This window comes from Desulfovibrio faecalis, assembly GCF_053570625.1.
Map to the genome: position 1 here is coordinate 830,685 of NZ_JBRBQR010000001.1, position 14,882 is coordinate 845,566.

General features: G+C 59.9%; 10 protein-coding genes. 6 read left to right on the forward strand and 4 right to left on the reverse strand.

Annotated elements, in window-relative coordinates:
- Nucleotides 1-308: 308 nt before the first annotated feature.
- From ACUZ79_RS03660 to ACUZ79_RS03670, 3 genes are all read right to left on the reverse strand, one after another.
- Nucleotides 309-1,370 carry a DHH family phosphoesterase gene (locus ACUZ79_RS03660; RefSeq protein ID WP_449250733.1) on the reverse strand — a complete coding sequence of 354 codons (1,062 nt, stop codon included), beginning with the start codon at nucleotides 1,368-1,370 and terminating at the stop codon, nucleotides 309-311.
- A 58-nt stretch (nucleotides 1,371-1,428) separates the two neighbouring features.
- Nucleotides 1,429-2,241: a cobamide remodeling phosphodiesterase CbiR gene (gene cbiR / locus ACUZ79_RS03665; RefSeq protein ID WP_449250734.1), complete on the reverse strand. Its 813-nt coding sequence runs from the start codon at nucleotides 2,239-2,241 to the stop codon at nucleotides 1,429-1,431.
- Nucleotides 2,242-2,347: 106 nt separating this feature from the next.
- On the reverse strand, nucleotides 2,348-5,260 hold the full coding sequence (locus ACUZ79_RS03670) for an insulinase family protein (protein ID WP_449250735.1): 2,913 nt from the start codon (nucleotides 5,258-5,260) through the stop codon (nucleotides 2,348-2,350).
- A gap of 432 nt (nucleotides 5,261-5,692) precedes the next feature.
- Between ACUZ79_RS03670 and rpsB the strand changes: the two genes are divergently transcribed.
- The 5 genes from rpsB to ilvN all read left to right on the forward strand — a co-directional run bounded on the left by rpsB (nucleotide 5,693) and on the right by ilvN (nucleotide 11,565).
- Nucleotides 5,693-6,469 (forward strand): 30S ribosomal protein S2, encoded by a 777-nt coding sequence (gene rpsB / locus ACUZ79_RS03675; RefSeq protein ID WP_240823615.1) that lies wholly within the window; start codon nucleotides 5,693-5,695, stop codon nucleotides 6,467-6,469.
- 162 nt (nucleotides 6,470-6,631) lie between these two features.
- Nucleotides 6,632-7,489 carry a translation elongation factor Ts gene (gene tsf / locus ACUZ79_RS03680; RefSeq protein WP_449250736.1) on the forward strand — a complete coding sequence of 286 codons (858 nt, stop codon included), beginning with the start codon at nucleotides 6,632-6,634 and terminating at the stop codon, nucleotides 7,487-7,489.
- Nucleotides 7,490-7,735: 246 nt separating this feature from the next.
- The gene (locus ACUZ79_RS03685; protein ID WP_240823617.1) at nucleotides 7,736-9,325 is read left to right on the forward strand and encodes a TerC family protein; all 1,590 of its coding nucleotides are present in this window, start codon (nucleotides 7,736-7,738) and stop codon (nucleotides 9,323-9,325) included.
- A gap of 270 nt (nucleotides 9,326-9,595) precedes the next feature.
- On the forward strand, nucleotides 9,596-11,272 hold the full coding sequence (ilvB, locus tag ACUZ79_RS03690; protein ID WP_449250737.1) for an acetolactate synthase large subunit: 1,677 nt from the start codon (nucleotides 9,596-9,598) through the stop codon (nucleotides 11,270-11,272).
- Complete coding sequence (gene ilvN / locus ACUZ79_RS03695) at nucleotides 11,269-11,565, forward strand: acetolactate synthase small subunit (RefSeq protein WP_022657648.1); 297 nt, start codon at nucleotides 11,269-11,271, stop codon at nucleotides 11,563-11,565. The genes ilvB and ilvN overlap by 4 nt, the downstream gene beginning before the upstream one ends.
- A gap of 123 nt (nucleotides 11,566-11,688) precedes the next feature.
- On the opposite strand, the gene ACUZ79_RS03700 is transcribed toward ilvN, so the two are convergent.
- Nucleotides 11,689-12,924: a bifunctional nucleoside/nucleotide kinase/histidine phosphatase family protein gene (locus ACUZ79_RS03700; RefSeq protein ID WP_449250738.1), complete on the reverse strand. Its 1,236-nt coding sequence runs from the start codon at nucleotides 12,922-12,924 to the stop codon at nucleotides 11,689-11,691.
- 136 nt (nucleotides 12,925-13,060) lie between these two features.
- On the opposite strand from ACUZ79_RS03700, the gene ACUZ79_RS03705 reads away from it, so the two are divergent.
- Nucleotides 13,061-14,878 carry a GGDEF domain-containing protein gene (locus ACUZ79_RS03705; RefSeq protein ID WP_449250739.1) on the forward strand — a complete coding sequence of 606 codons (1,818 nt, stop codon included), beginning with the start codon at nucleotides 13,061-13,063 and terminating at the stop codon, nucleotides 14,876-14,878.
- Nucleotides 14,879-14,882 lie beyond the last annotated feature (4 nt).

The window sequence follows — 14,882 nt, forward strand, 5'->3', positions numbered from 1 at the left end:
AGGTGACCCGCATGAGGCGGGGTTTGCCGCATTTTTTCCGGCGGCCCATACAAAAAAAGGGCCGCTGGCTTGTTGCCTGCGGCCCGTTGAACTTTCTAACTTTTACGCGTCAGCAAAGCTCCCGACCACAGGCTCCGGTAAAGTACGCAAAATAATACCAGCTAAAGATGCCGGCGGCGTAGGAGGAGGTGTGGTTGGAAGAAATGCGCTGCATGAAAGTATCCTTAAATTTTCTAGGTAAAAAGCTACGCGGCATGCAAAAGTCTGTCAATAGAAAATTGAAGTTTGCATGAAAATTGTTTGCAAGGTCAGGCTGCGCCACGCTCTGCGGGATCTGAGGGGGCATCCGGGGGTGTTGCTTTGCGCCGCAGCTTGCGCGTTTCAATCCGCCTGAGCACAAATTCGCCGGGTTTGACCCCTTCCGGCACTGCCGACAGGGGAAACTCCGCGCGGGCCAGATTGCGATGACCGCCAGCCTCGCCCACGTCGTAAAAACAGGCGTCCGCCAGACGGCCAATGTCCCGCCCGCCATCGCCGCGAAAGATCACGATAACGGTTTTGTCCACCACGCCGCTCACGGCTATCCACCGCAGGCCATGCACCCGCGTGAAAAAGTCCGCCACTGCCACCAAAAGGTCTGCGCTGTTGACCTCGTTGAGCGAGGCAAAGGCCCCGCCGCCTCGGCAGTCGGCAAGGGAACGGAATGCACGTGAAAACAGCGGCAGCCATTCCCGCAGGTATTCGCTACGCAGAATACGTCGCAGCAGGCCGTTGTCCGCATGGCGCGAAAGCCACTGATACGCGCGAAAATCGTCTTCGCCGCCGGAGCGCTCAAAAGCCGCCGTGTCTGTGCGTATGCCGTACAGCAGGGCTGTGGCAAGCCTTGGCCCTGGGCGCATGCGCAGAGCCTTGAGATAGCGGGCCATCATGGTGCTGGTGGCGCCCATGTTGGGGCGGATATCACGCAGCAAGGCCGGGCCAGCCAGTGAGCATGCCGTAATGTTGTTGGCGACGCGGGGCAGGGGATGGTGGTCGATGATGCAGTCAAAGTGCAGGCCCTGAAAAGCCTTGCTATGGTGCGGCTGGGAATCCACCATGGCAAAGTGGGTGTACTGGTCGGCATTTTCAGGCTGCCAGGGGTGCACCGGGATGTTCAGATAGCGGATCATGGCCAGGTTGTCGGGCCGGGTCACCTCATTGATGCGCGCAATGTCCACGTTGTGCACCTTGTGGATCATAATACGCTTGAGCGCCAGCGCCGATGCCAGGGCATCGGGGTCGGCATTGATGAGGATGCACCAGCGGTCGTCCTTGCTGAGACCTGCCCGCCATTTTTGCAGCAGGGCGATGTGGTCTGTGGCGCCAGCCATGATTCTCCTTAAAAGTTCTTCTGCGAAAGCCCGCTTGCGAAAATGCGTTTGCCAAGGTTCATTCGCCGGAATGTGTTTGCGCAAGCGCTTCCAGCACCGGCAGGGATGCGGCCAGGCGATTCCAGTTGAATATTTCGACCATATGCACTGCCGAATCGGGGATGCGCTGCATGATGGCGGCTGCGGTATGCGCCTGCCCAGGCGTAAAAGCCGTGAGGGGCAGATGCCGGTCGCCGTCGCCGGGGGCGCTCCAGTGCGTCATGGTCGCCTGCTCAGGCAGGGTCGAAACCAACAGGTTTTTTTGACCATAGCCCAGGAGGTGGCCCACGTCCAGACACAGGCCCAGTCCGTGATCCTGAAGAAAGCCATTCCCAAGGCTGGCAATATCGCTGTGGCCCACGTTTTCCAGCAACAGCGGAATATGACAGCAGTTTTTCCAGTGATAGGCAAACCCTCCCAGAAGGCTGCGCTGCACCATGGGCGATCCCTGGGGCGGGTGCAGCACGGCACAGCGCGGCTGAAGAAAAGCCGCCTTGCCAAGTACAGACAATGCCAATTGCGCTGCCCTGCGTGCAGGATGCGCGGCGCTCTTGCTGTCGGGCCAGGGCAGGTCAACGGGCAGATGCACATGCCAGCGCAGGGGCAGGGTTGCCAGATCGGGGGGCAAGTCCTGCGGCCCATAGTTCAGGCAGGACTGGGCTTCAAAAAAACACAAACCTACCTCGTCCACCTTGCCAGCCAGAAAACGCGCATTTTCCGCCACGCCAGCGGGCAGTACAAAGGAAGGCGCGGCCAGACGGCCTGCAAAGCGCGCGGGCCGCAGATGCGGCGTGTCTGACTGGAGCGGCTGATCGCCTGAATCTTGGGGCATCGGGTGTTCCTTGTGCGCGGCATGTGGCGTCGGCATGCAACCACCATGCGCAAAAGGGGGAGATTTCTGGAAAATCTCCCCCTTATCATTCTATAATCGCAGGATGCTACACCAGCTTGGTGCTGCTCCAGCCGTGTTCCTTGGCTGCGGCTTCGGTCTTGGGCCCGCCCAGCACGCAGGTGGCTCCGTTGCGCGCAACCTCGGCCAGTACTTCGGCAAATTCGCGGAAGTGCTTTCCGGTGGTGGAAAGGATTTCTTCGCGCATGAGGGCGCGGGCGGCATCGGTGTCGTCCGTGAGCCAGCGCGAGAGGGACTGCGCGCCCTTGGCATCGGGCAGCAGGTAGCTGTCCAGATCGCCCACCGCGCCCACAATGGCCTGGGTGAGCTGGGCATTGTCCGGGCTGAAGGTGCGCAGGTATTCGGCCATGCCGTCAAAGGCCGTCAGGGTGTCGTCCACGTTGGGGTCGCGGTATGAGGCGCACACAAGGGTGCCGCCCAGGCGGTCAAGATTGCAGAACGCGCCGTACGCGCCGCCGCGCACGCGCACGCGCTCCCACAGGTAGCCCATGCGCAGGCTGCGCAGGATAACGCTGGCGGAGCCGTGGTACACATAGCCCTGATCGTAGATGTTGGCGGCCTTGCCCACATAGTTGATCTGGGCCGGGGCAATGAAGGCTTCACCCTTGGGCAGTTCCAGAGGGGCGCTGCCAAAGTCCGATGTCGCCCCTGCCCGCGCGGGCGAAAGCGAGCGCAGCAACTGGCGGGCTTCCGTTTCGACCAGTGCGAGGCCCTGCGCCTCTGCGGTGCAGTCCACGATTGCGCCGGGGCGGGCAATGATGCGCGCGCGCAGTTCTTCCAGATCATTCAAGACAGACTGCGGGTCTGTGTCCATGCGCTCCAGCAGGCCACGCACGCTCTCAAGATAGCTCAGGCCCGACGTGCGTTCGGCAATGGCGCTTGCGCCGTTGAAGCGCGACCGCAGGCGGGCGCTGACCGCCGCATGACCGGCGGACTGTAATCCGTGCTCCAGCCGGGCCTTGCCTTCCAGCAGCATCTGGCCCAGGCGTTCGCGCAGCACATCGGCGTCCGTCAGGGGTTCCAGCAGAATTTCGCGGGTCAGGGCAAAGAGGTCTGGCAGCTTGTCGTACACTGCCTTGCCCGACACGCCAAGGTAGCCAAAGGTCTTGCGGCTGCCGCGCACAAGGCCCACCAGTGTTTCAGCGCCGAGGCCGCCCGTTTTGGCGGCCATGAGTGCGCCAAGCTCCGTAAAGTCGCGCTTGGCGGTGCCTGTTTCGGTGAGGGAACGGGCAAAGAGCGGCAGCAGGGGCACGAGCCTGTCCGGCACATTGGCAAGGGGCAGCAGCAGGGTCGCGTAGGCAATACCCTGTGTGGGCAGTTCGTGCGTCAGATATGTCTCGGGCAGTTCTGCCACGGCGCGGGGCAGCAAGGCGTTTTCACGCGGCAGGTCTTCAATGCCCAGGGCAGGAATGGTCGCCAGGGCTTCCGGGCTGTCGGGCGCGCTTTGGGCTTCCATGAGGCGGGCGGTTTCTTCCACCATCCTGGCGCGGGCCTCGGCATCGGCGGCGGCCTGCACGGCGTCCACACGGGCCTTTTCCGCATCTTCGCGGGTCTTGCCCAGCTTGGTATCCGGCAGCAGCACCACGGTGGCGCGGTGCTCGTTATTCAGGAACCAATCCTTGATGGCCTGTTCAAATACGGGTTCACCAGCCTCAATGCGGGCCTTGAGTGCGTTAAGCGGGGCTTCCCAGGCCAGCGGAGCCAGCGGGTCGCCATCATACAGCCATGTGGTCAGCGACTGCACCATAGCCGAGAGTCCACGTGGGAAGCGCCCGGAATTGTTTTCACGGTAGGCGAATTCGACGCTGTTGACGGCGGCTTCCACTGCCGAGCGGGGGATGCCTTCTTCCGCCAGTTGGGCCAGGGTGTCAAAAATAAGCAGTTCGGCCTGCTGCACATCGCGCGGGGCCACGCCCTTGAGACCGGTGGAGTAGTACATCTGGCGCAGGTCTGTCTCCAGCCCGCAGCCGGTGGTGTCTTCCCCAAGACCGGAGGCGATGAGCGCCTTGCGCAGGGGGGAGCCGGGCAGGCCCTCAAGGATATGCTCGAGCATTTCCATCAGCAGGGCCTGATGGACGTCCCCACGCTCGCCCAGAAGCCAGTTGACCGTGAACAGGGCGCGTTTTTCGCCCTTGGAGGCGGCATAGGCCACTTCGATCTGGCGTGGGGTTTCCAGGCGCGGCTGCAAAGGCACGTCTGAATTGACCGGGCGGGCCGTGTAACCTTCAAGCGCGGCTGCCGTCAGGCGCAGGCGTTCGTCTTCCGGGTCGTCGCCCCAGAAGAAAAAGCGGGCATTGCTGGGGTGGTAGTAGCGGCTGTGAAAATCGTAAAAGGCCTCGTAGGTGAGGTCGGGGATGTTTTCCGGATTGCCTCCGGAATCAAGGCTGTAAAGCGTATCGGGGAAGAGCGCCTGCTGGCTCTGCTCCGCAAGGACGGAATCGGGCGATGAGTAAACACCCTTCATCTCGTTGTAGACCACGCCCTTGTACGACCACGGGCCATCGGGCGTTTCGGCTTCCACGTGCCAGCCTTCCTGCCGGAAGATATCTTCGTCAATGCGCGGGTGGAACACGGCGTCTATGTAGACGTCAATGAGATTGTAAAAATCGCGCAGATTGCAGCTTGCGATGGGGTAGCAGGTCTTGTCGGGGAAGGTGAAGGCGTTGAGAAAGGTTTGCAGCGAGCCCTTCATCAGCTCCACGAAGGGTTCCTTGACGGGATATTTGTCCGACCCGCAAAGAACGGAGTGCTCGAGAATGTGGGCAACACCCGTTGAGTCGGCTGGCGGCGTGCGAAAGTTGACGCCAAAGCACTTGTTTTCGTCAGAGTTATTAATGGAAAGCAGTTGCGCTCCGGTGGCTTCGTGCCGCCACAAACGGGCGGTGCCGTCCACTTCGTGCAGATGCTGTTCTGTAAGAAGAGTGAATCCGTGCTTGTTCATGATGAATCCTGAAGTGTTGATGTGCAGCGCCGCTTGAGGCGCAGCGTGATTTCTAACTATAAGTATAGATGCGCCGTTTGAAAAGGGGCGCGCCTGCTTGCCCGCGTAAAGAACCGCGATGCTCTGGTCATTTATGCAGGAAAGAGTCTGCGTGAAACCCCACCCGAGCTTGTGCAGGGGCTGAGCCGTTAGGCCGATATGCGGTTTGCGCGGAAATTTCCGCATCAATGCTTGCTATTCGCAGGGTGATAGTGTATTGACTCCCTTTCCATCAAGCACACCCAAAGGCAGCGGCCCGGGGTGCCCGGTGGGACGGCGCGTGTGGTGTCGTCCATTTTTTGCGCCCAAGGACGGTTTGTCCACTCGGGTGCGAACATCGGGTTGCAGGGTCAGGGCATGGGTGGAAGAAGTTAACCCTTTGGAGGAATCCCAATGGCTTATGTCAGCATGAAGCAAATGCTGGAAACCGGCGTGCATTTCGGTCACCAGACCCGCCGCTGGAACCCCAAGATGCGTCCTTACATCTTTGGCGCCCGCAACGGCATCCATATCATCGACCTGCAGCAGACCGTCAAGCTGTTCCGCGTCGCCTACGACAAAGTGGTCGATACTGTTGCCAAGGGCGGCAAAGTGCTGTTCATCGGTACCAAGCGTCAGGCTCAGGAAGCTGTGGCCGCTGAAGCTGGCCGCGCTGGCCAGTTCCACGTGACCAACCGTTGGATGGGCGGCACGCTCACCAACTTTGTCACCATCCAGAAGAGCGTGGACCGTCTGAAGAAGCTGGAAGCCATGTTTGGCGACGGCACCATCAATCGCTACCAGAAGAAGGAAATTCTGCTTCTGGAACGCGAAATGAACAAGCTCGAGGAAACCCTTGGCGGTATCAAGAACATGGACCGCATTCCCCAGCTTGCCTTTATCATCGACCCGCACCGTGAAGACATCGCCGTGAAGGAATGCCGCAAGCTCGGTATCCCGATCGTGGCCGTGACCGACACCAACTGCGATCCCGATGTCATTGACTACATCATCCCCGGCAACGACGACGCCATCCGCGCCATCAAGCTGTTTGTGGCTGCTTTCGCCGAAGCCTGCATGGAAGGCGAAGCCATGAACAAGGATCACAAGGGCGAAGTCGTCAACGCCGAAGAAGCCATGCAGAAGGCCGAAGCCGCCGCCTCCGCTCCGGAAGCCGCTCCCGCCGAATAGCAGGCCTTTCCATATTCCGTATCCTGGGGGCGGCGCAACCTGTAAAGGCTGCGCTGCCCCCGTCTGGATGAAAGATTGTGCGCCGCGCTTCGCGGAGGCCGCGCAACCGATCAGACATTTACAAAACTCCGGCTTGGGGCCGGACAGCGTGTGGAGTATACTATGGCTATCACTGCACAATTGGTTAAAGAACTGCGCGACATGACCGCTGCAGGCATGATGGACTGCAAGAAAGCCCTGGTGGAAGTGGAAGGCGACCTGGAAAAGGCCGTTGACTGGCTGCGCCAGAAGGGCATGGCCAAGGCTGCCAAAAAGTCTGGCCGCGCCACCAGCGAAGGCCTCGTGACCGTTGCCGCCACTGCCGACAATATGCACATCGCCATGGGTTCGCTGCTTTGCGAAACCGACTTCGTGGCTCGCGGCGAACAGTTCCAGACCATGGCCACCCGCGTGACCCAGGTTATCCTTGAAAAGGCTCCTGCCGATGCCGCCGCTCTTGAAGCCCTCCTGGGCGAAGAAGTGACCCAGCTCATTGCCTCTGTGGGCGAAAACATGCAGCTTGGCAAGTTTGCCCGCTTCAGCAAGAAGAGCGCCAACGATGTGGTGGGTCAGTATGTCCACGCCAACAGCAAGATCGGCGTTCTTGTGTACCTGACCTGCGGCAAGACCGAAAGCGCCGTCAAGCCCGAAGTGCTGGAACTGGCCAAGAACCTTGCCATGCAGGTTGCCGCCGCCAGCCCCCTGGCCCTTGACGCCGCCAGCCTTGATCAGGCCGCTGTGGAGCGTGAACGCGAAGTTTACCGCCAGAAGGCCCTTGAAGAAGGCAAGCCTGCCCAGATCGTGGACAAGATTGCCGACGGCGCGGTGAAGAAGTTCCAGAAGGAAGTGTGCCTCATGGAACAGCCCTACATCCGCGACGACAAGAAGACCATTTCCGACATCGTGCGCGAAACGGGCAAGACCATCGGCGACGAAATCACGGTTACCGGTTTCGAACGCATCCAGCTTGCTGCCGAATAAGCACTGCGCTGGACCGGATTCCGGCACATAAGTGTACGCCTTCTGGCCAAGCACGGTTTTATGGGGGGCCTTTGGCCCCCCATTGCGTTTGACAAAGTCAGCGCAACCAGAAATCATGAACTGACCGCGCCTTGCGGTGTTGTCGGCTCATGATCTCTTCAAATCCCGCGAGGCGGGAATTGCTGTCTGCTGGGGCCTCTGGCCCCTTTTTTATTACGGAAACGCGGCATGGCCGCCGGAGAAAATATGTGGGATCTGGCATGGGTAACTGACCCCGCAGCATGGGCTGGTCTGGGTACGCTGGTACTGCTGGAAGTGGTGCTGGGCGTAGACAACCTGGTTTTTATTTCCATACTTGTGAACAAGCTGCCGCAGGAAAAAAAGCGTCAGGCCTTTATGACCGGCCTTGGGCTTGCCCTGCTCATGCGTATGGTGCTGCTGGCCTTCATGGCGCGGCTGGTCGCCCTCACCGACCCTCTGTTTACCCTGGGGGGGCACGGCTACTCTGCACGTGATCTTATCCTTATGGCGGGCGGCGTGTTTTTGCTGCTCAAGGGCACCATGGAACTGCACGACAGGCTTGAAGGCCATGCGGGCAGATTTAACACCAGCGGGCCGCAGGCAGGCTACTGGCAGGTGATTTTTCAGATCATCATTCTGGACGCCGTGTTCTCGCTGGATTCCATCATCACGTCCGTGGGCATGGTGGATCACGTGTTCATCATGATGCTGGCGGTGCTGGCTGCCATGGTCATCATGGTGCTTGCCGCAGCACCCCTGCTGGAATTTGTGGAGCGCCACCCCACAGTCATTGTGTTGTGTCTGGGATTTTTGCTGATGATCGGTCTGAGTCTGCTGGCCGATGGCCTGGGCTACCACATCCCCAAGGGCTATATGTACGCGGCCATTGGTTTCTCCGTGCTGGTTGAGGCCTGCAACCAGTGGGCGTTGCGGAGTCGCCGCAGGCGCTACAGCATGCGCGACATGCGAGAATCCACGGCACGGGTCATCCTGAACCTGCTCGGCGGGGGCGTGCCTGGCGGCGGCGAGGCGCAGCTGGAAGCAGCGGCGCTGGCAGGCGATGCCGGGGGCCAGCTCTTTGCGCCCATGGAGCGGGACATGGTGGCCCGAGTGATCCGCCTTGGCGGGCGCACGGCACGTTTTATCATGATCCCGCGTCAGCGCGTGGACTGGCTGGACAGCAATGCCGACCGCGCCACGGTCACGCGTTTTGCGGCGGCCTCGCGCCTTGCCTGGCTGCCAGTGCTGCGGCGCGATACGGACGAAGTGCTGGGCGTGGTGCACCCTGGTGAAATCCTGCAACAGGAACAGCAGGGCATAGGCAACCGGGAGTGGGATCTGAAAACCTACGTGCGGCCCGCGCCCACCATATTCGAGCATATACCGCTGACGACCCTGCTGGAAGATTTTCGTACCAATCCCGCGCCGCTGGCCTTTGTGCGGGATGAATACGGCAGCGTAGTGGGCATCATCACCCCTGCGGAACTGTTGAGCGTGCTTGCGGGCCAGATGGGCGACATGCCAGCCGGGCCGGAGGTTTGCCGCAGGCCTGACGGCAGTTGGGTTCTGCCGGGGCGGCTGGCTGTTGACCTCTTTGCAAGCTGGCTTGGGGTGAGCCTGCCGCGCCGCCTGTGCAGCGCCACTCTCGGGGGGCTCATCATGGAGCGTCTGGGCCGCATACCCGAAAAAGGCGCGCGCCTGCGCTATCAGGGATGGGATCTGGAGATAACCCGCATGGATCGCCGTCGTATTGACGAGGTGCGCGCGGTCAAGTTGCTGTTGCCGCATTCCGAGGGCAAAAAGCGCAAAAAATAAATTGTTGGGCTGAACTGGTCTGACATGTTGACAGCTTGCCGGGTGAGGGCGTAGGATTTCAAACATGAGCATGAATACACAATCTTCTTTCCGCCACGTAGCGCTGCTATCCATTATGTGCGCCGTAGTAGTACGGTGTCACACTTTGCGCGCGTTCTGAGCAGGGAAGATTTAAGGTAGTATTGCAAACCCCGCCGGCGCGAGTCGGCGGGGTTTTTTAGTCCGCACCGCCGCCGACAAGCCTCACCATTGAAAAGGAGTCTTGCGGCGATGTTACGTCTTTCGGGAGCAGAACTCACCATCCGCCTGCTGGAAAATCAGGGTGTCACGCACATTACGGGCATCCCGGGCGGTTTCAATCTTCCTCTCTATGATGCCCTCGGGCGCAGTGGAACCATACGGCATATCCTCGCTCGTCACGAACAGGGCGCTGGCTTCATAGCTCAGGGCATGGCGAGGGTTACGGGCCGTCCCGGCGTTATCTTTGCCACTTCTGGCCCCGGCGCCACCAATACGCTTACGGCGCTCGCCGATGCGCGCATGGATTCCGTGCCCCTTGTCTGCATTACGGGGCAGGTACCCCTGAGCATGATCGGTACCGATGCCTTTCAGGAAGTGGACATCTACGGCATGTCCATTCCCGCCACCAAGCACAACTTTATTGTGCGCTCCATTGACGAACTGCTGCGCGTGATTCCCGAGGCCTTTGCCATTGCCGCTGGCGACCGCCCCGGCCCTGTGCTGGTGGATATTCCGCGTGACGTACAGGTGGCTGTTGCTGAATTGCAGGATCTGCCCGCCGCCGGAACCCCCGCGCCCATGCCGCAACCAGACCCGCAGGCCCTTGCCCGCGCGGCGGAAATGATGAACGCCGCAAAGCGCCCCCTGTTGATGCTGGGCGGCGGCACGTCTTCCCCCGAGGCCTCGGCGGCGGTGGTTTCCTTTATGGAGGCCCGCCGCATCCCTGCCGTCATGTCCCTGCGCGGGCTGGGCACGGTGCCGCACGGGCATGAACTGGCCGTGGGCATGCTTGGCATGCATGGAGCGCGCGCTTCCAACATGCTGGTGGACGAATGCGATCTGCTCATGGTTGTGGGCGCTCGCCTTGGCGACCGCGCCACGGGGAGGCTGGACGGATTTTGCCCCAAGACGGGCCTTATCCACATTGATATTGATGCCTGCGAGGTGGGCAAGCTGCGCATTCCACAGGTGGGTATCACGGCGGACGCGGCAGAGGCTCTCACGGCCCTGCTGCCCCTGTTGCGCAAGACTGACCATGAGCCGTGGCTTGAGCGCGTGGCAGCTTGCAAGGCGGAGCATGGCCTGCGTTTTGACCGCACGGATGAGGTCTGTTCGCCCTACGGCATCATCAGACACGTGGCGGACGCCTTGCACGGCACGGGCATTGTGAGCACAGACGTGGGCCAGCACCAGATGCGCGTGGCTCAGGCCTACCCCATGATGCAGCCCCGGCAGTGGCTCACATCCGGCGGGCTGGGAACAATGGGCTTTGGCCTGCCTGCCGCCATAGGAGCTGCGCTGGCAAAGCCGGAGGAAACCGTGGTCTGTTTTTCCGGCGATGGCAGCCTGCTCATGAATATTCAGGAAATGGCCACCGCTGTCGAAAATCAGGCCAACGTCAAGATTATCCTGTGCAACAACGATGGGCTGGGGTTGGTACAACAGCAGCAGGATCTGTTCTTTGGAGGGCGGCTGTTCGGCTCGACCTTTACGGCAGGCACGGACTTTGTGCGAATTGCCCAGGGCTTTGGCATGCCTGCCGTCTGTCTTAACAACGAGCGCGACCCCAGAGCCGTGCTGGAAAAGGCCTTGGGCACGCCCGGCCCGTGCCTGCTTGAAGTGCGCATGAGCGCAGAAGAAAAAGTTTTTCCCATGGTGCCGCCAGGAGCGGCAAACAGTCAGATGATAGAGGGGGTTAACGCATGAACGGTTCCGTGACGAGCGCGCTTACAACGTTGCACTTGAGCGTCAACAATCATCCCGGTGTGCTTTCGCACGTATGCGGTCTCTTTGCCGGCCGCGCCTACAACCTTGAAGGCGTGCTTGTTACGCCGGAAGCAGACGGCGATACCTGCCGCATGTGGCTGGTGGTCAAGGACGACGGGCGCATGGAGCAGATTGTAAAGCAGGTGCGTAAGCTGCACGATGTGCTGGATGTGCAGGTGGGGCATGCGGAACCGACGGTTTTCAACCGTCTGGCTGGTTGCCTTGAATGCTGAATAAAAACAGGGCGCGGTGCGTACCAACATAACACCGCGCCCTGCGTAACAGGCTGTCCACGGGCTGTGCCCCTATCTGCCTGCGTTTGATGGACGCGCGGGCAGATGTGGGTGCAGCCATTTTTATTCTGCCAGCAGGTTGGCCCCCGGCCCGCCGTCATAGGGTATGCGTTCAAAGACCTTGCGGCGCGGCGTCAGGCTGATGTGGTAGTACTGATTTTGCGGAATGTAGATAAAGGGCACGTCTTCGTTGCGCTGACGGAGAAAGAGCGAAAGCAGCACCCGGTTGATGGCCTGATGCCCCACAATGATCAGGGGGGCATCCCCAGCCAGAAAGAGCGCCCGCCGCAAGCCGCGTTGTACCCGCTCGCGCAGCAGGGCGTAGCTTTCGCCATTGGGGTAGGTGTAAGTGTATTTGCAGGCGTTGCGCCCCTGGGTAACCTCGGGCATGCGCTCGCGGATTTCGCTGTAGAGCATGCCCTCGCAGTCGCCCGCCCAGATTTCGTCAAACTCCTTAAAGGCCATGGCATGCGCTTCGGGCCGTTCGGTCAGCAACGGTGTTGCCGTTTCGTGCGAGCGTATGCGCGTGGAGGTAAACACCCACTCAATGGGCTTGTTGTGCAGATGGGCGGCAAGGGCAAGCGCCTGGGCGCGGCCTGTAGCTGTGAGTGGCGGGTCTCCGCCGATGCGGCCCCGCAGGTTGAATTCCGTCTGTCCGTGGCGCGCCAGATACAGGCACTGAATCCACACGCTGACAACCATTTCGCGGATAGCGGGGTAGTAGGGCGAACTTTCGCAGGGGCGCTCGTCCAAAATGCGGTTGGCTGTGGAATCAACGCGCAGCCAGTATTTTTCGTCCTGCAATGGTTCGTAAATGGTTTCATAATAGCTGATGCGCTTCATGAAGCTGGCAAGGGCTTCTTCTTCAGTATACGAGGCGTATTCCGGCAAGGTGGTTTTGCGGCGTATGCAGGCATTGAGCAACAGCTGGTCTTCATTGACGCATTCTACAAAAAGCACCGGGTAGTCGGTGAGCGTGGTTTCAATGAGGTGCCTGCGCGCGCGGCTGACGTTGGTGGCGTCAAGAATGGCCACCTCGCCGTCCTTGGCCAGCCATTCGCGGGCAATCTCCATGTTGCGCATGCAGATCATTTCGCGCGCTTCACGGCCCAGCTTGTTGTTGGGATCGTAAAAATTGGGATCGGTGGATTCCGCGCCAATGAGCGCGCGGCGCATGTCGCCGTTATTGAACAGCCTTGCGGCAATTCCTTCGGTCACAAGCCCGTCGCGGATGCGTTTTGCCAGAGTGGATTTTCCCCTCGCGGGCAGACCGACCATGGCGACATAAAGTTTCTGCATACGACCTCCGTTGCCGCATGGTAGGAGAAAAGAGAAAAAAATAAAAGAACTCTGCGGGATGGGGCGGGGCGCTCCTTGCCTGCCCGCGATAGCGGTAGTATCATGCAATAAACATATTTACCCGCCGAGTTTTGCCATGAGCATCGCGGCCTTTTTCAGAACGCTGTCTTCCCGGTTGCACTGGGCCATCCACAGTATCTGGCTGGTCGTGCTTGCTGCCGTCCTGTGCGCCAACGTGGTGGACGATTATTTTCTGCTTCAGGAAAACGAGTTGCGTCTGCTGCTCTCTGAAAGCAGCATTGCCGTCAATATTGTCAAAATGGAAGTGGGCGGCATCACTTCTCTGCTGGACACGGTGGAAAACGCCGCCATTGCCTCCCGGGACGAAGACCCGCTTGCCGACAAGCTGCAAGAGTTGGTGCGGGATAATCCCTTTGTCTCCGCCATATCTGTCGTTTCCAATGATGTACCCCGGGCCTCCATTGGCGCGATTCCTTCTGCGTCCACAGCCGTTTTTTCCCGTTCCACCGCAAAGGACGGGCTTCCCTCCGTATCTGTAAGCATAGCCCTGAAACCCGAATTCTGGGGATACAAACTGGCATATGCGTTCAGCCGCGCAGATGCTAAGGTTGCCGTCTATGCAGCCTCTGGACGTCCTTTGCTGCCCTTTGCCGACCTGGACAACACTGAAAATGCATTTCTGGCGGAGACCATTGCAAACATGGCCCCCGATGCGGCGGCCTTGCACACCCAGCCCCTGCGGGCTGATGGGGCGCGGTCCATGCTCACCTTGCAGCAGGCGGCAGCGCCCTTTCTGGAGGGTGGACCCCTGGTGGTGGGAACAATCATCAGCGGCGAAAACAGCTATGTCCACTGGCGTAGCGACCTGCTCGATCAAGTGCTGATATGGCTGACTGCGGCTGTGCTCTCAACTTCACTCCTGATGATGGAAGCGCGCAGACGCCGCCGTTCTGAACTTTCCACAGAAAGACTGCAAAGCGACATGCGCTCGCGCGATAAGTTCATCAGTATCCTGGTGGACCACGCGCCCATCATGGTGTCCTACTGGGATGCGGCGCGGCGGTGCCATTACGCCAATAAAATGTACAGAGCATGGTTTGGCAGAGGTGAGGAGGAGATCCTCGGCATTGATTTGCAATCTTTGCTGGGCGAGGAACTGCTTGCCAAATGCGCCCCCCTCATTGATGCGACCCTGCGCGGCGAACCACAGGATTTTGAGCAGGAAAGGGTCAGGGCCGACGGCTCAACAGGCTATGTGCTGTCCCGCTACATACCAGATATGGACGGACGGGAGGTGCGGGGCTTTTTTGTCATCGCCTCTGACATTACGGAACTCAAGCAGACACAGCAAAGCCTGGAAAAACGGATTGAAGACCTGTACTCGCTGGCCACCACAGACGCGCTTACGGGATTGAACAACCGCAGGAATCTGCTGGAAAAGATTCAGTTCGAGATTGAAAGGGCCAAGCGCTACAGCCTGAACATGGTATTCTTTATGCTTGATATCGACCATTTCAAAAAAATCAACGATACGTTCGGGCATGATACGGGCGATGCCGTGCTGAAAGGGCTTGGCGCGCTGCTGCATGATACCATGCGTACCTCTGACCATGTGGGACGTCTTGGCGGCGAAGAATTTGGCATTCTGCTAGCCAGCGTTGTGCCCCAGCAGGCAGAGGCCATTGCAGAGCGTTTGCGCAGGCGCGTGGAGGAAATGGTCGTGTGGCACAATGAAAAAAATATTCGTTTTACCGTCAGCATTGGTCTGGCGGATTTACAGGTAGATGTGGAAAATCCCCTTGAAGACATGGTGAAGAGGGCAGACCTTGCCCTCTACCGTGCCAAGAACAGTGGCCGTAATCGCGTATGCCTTGCGGACAATTTATTGCCGCCCGCCGTGGAGAATCCGGAGGGGCAGGGTTTTGGCGCATAAAAAG

What these genes read in the sequence shown, in the direction of transcription:
- ACUZ79_RS03660 (WP_449250733.1), bottom strand. Translation starts at nt 1,370, where the DNA reads ATGGCTGGCGCCACAGACCACATCGCCCTGCTGCAAAAATGGCGGGCA.
- cbiR (WP_449250734.1), bottom strand. Translation starts at nt 2,241, where the DNA reads ATGCCCCAAGATTCAGGCGATCAGCCGCTCCAGTCAGACACGCCGCAT.
- ACUZ79_RS03670 (WP_449250735.1), bottom strand. Translation starts at nt 5,260, where the DNA reads ATGAACAAGCACGGATTCACTCTTCTTACAGAACAGCATCTGCACGAA.
- rpsB (WP_240823615.1), top strand. Translation starts at nt 5,693, where the DNA reads ATGGCTTATGTCAGCATGAAGCAAATGCTGGAAACCGGCGTGCATTTC.
- tsf (WP_449250736.1), top strand. Translation starts at nt 6,632, where the DNA reads ATGGCTATCACTGCACAATTGGTTAAAGAACTGCGCGACATGACCGCT.
- ACUZ79_RS03685 (WP_240823617.1), top strand. Translation starts at nt 7,736, where the DNA reads ATGTGGGATCTGGCATGGGTAACTGACCCCGCAGCATGGGCTGGTCTG.
- ilvB (WP_449250737.1), top strand. Translation starts at nt 9,596, where the DNA reads ATGTTACGTCTTTCGGGAGCAGAACTCACCATCCGCCTGCTGGAAAAT.
- ilvN (WP_022657648.1), top strand. Translation starts at nt 11,269, where the DNA reads ATGAACGGTTCCGTGACGAGCGCGCTTACAACGTTGCACTTGAGCGTC.
- ACUZ79_RS03700 (WP_449250738.1), bottom strand. Translation starts at nt 12,924, where the DNA reads ATGCAGAAACTTTATGTCGCCATGGTCGGTCTGCCCGCGAGGGGAAAA.
- ACUZ79_RS03705 (WP_449250739.1), top strand. Translation starts at nt 13,061, where the DNA reads ATGAGCATCGCGGCCTTTTTCAGAACGCTGTCTTCCCGGTTGCACTGG.